The sequence below is a fragment of the Pollutimonas rozaliensis genome, assembly GCF_048751585.1.
Classification (GTDB): domain Bacteria; phylum Pseudomonadota; class Gammaproteobacteria; order Burkholderiales; family Burkholderiaceae_B.
The window spans coordinates 1-250 of sequence record NZ_JAZHOB010000274.1 but is presented as its reverse complement, the minus strand read 5'-3'; the positions used below and the strand labels follow the sequence as shown (position 1 = coordinate 250).

The 250-nt window shown below is 51.2% G+C and carries 1 protein-coding gene; it reads right to left on the bottom strand.

Going from position 1 to position 250, the window contains the following annotated elements; translation table 11 throughout:
* A partial coding sequence (locus V0R37_RS22885; RefSeq protein ID WP_489685827.1) for a class I SAM-dependent methyltransferase occupies nucleotides 1-228 on the bottom strand: 228 nt, incomplete at its 3' end.
* Nucleotides 229-250 lie beyond the last annotated feature (22 nt).

The following is a 250-nucleotide window of genomic DNA, read 5'->3' as shown; positions in this document are numbered from 1 at the left end:
CTTGGCTTCGAACGGGGTTAGATAGTTCTCTTTAGGCGCAATCTCACTAACGCTAGCCTGCTTACCTGTCACCTGAGCCACTGCCAAGGCAAACTCTTCAACATAAATTGACCAGTTAGAGCGCAGTTCAAGAGCCCCGCCAAGAGCCAACAGTGTGGGTAAAACTGCATGACCATGCCAGCGCATTTTTAGATGGCCTGCTTTTGGGTATGGGTTGGGATAGAGCAAATAGTGACGCTCCGGAGCCCAG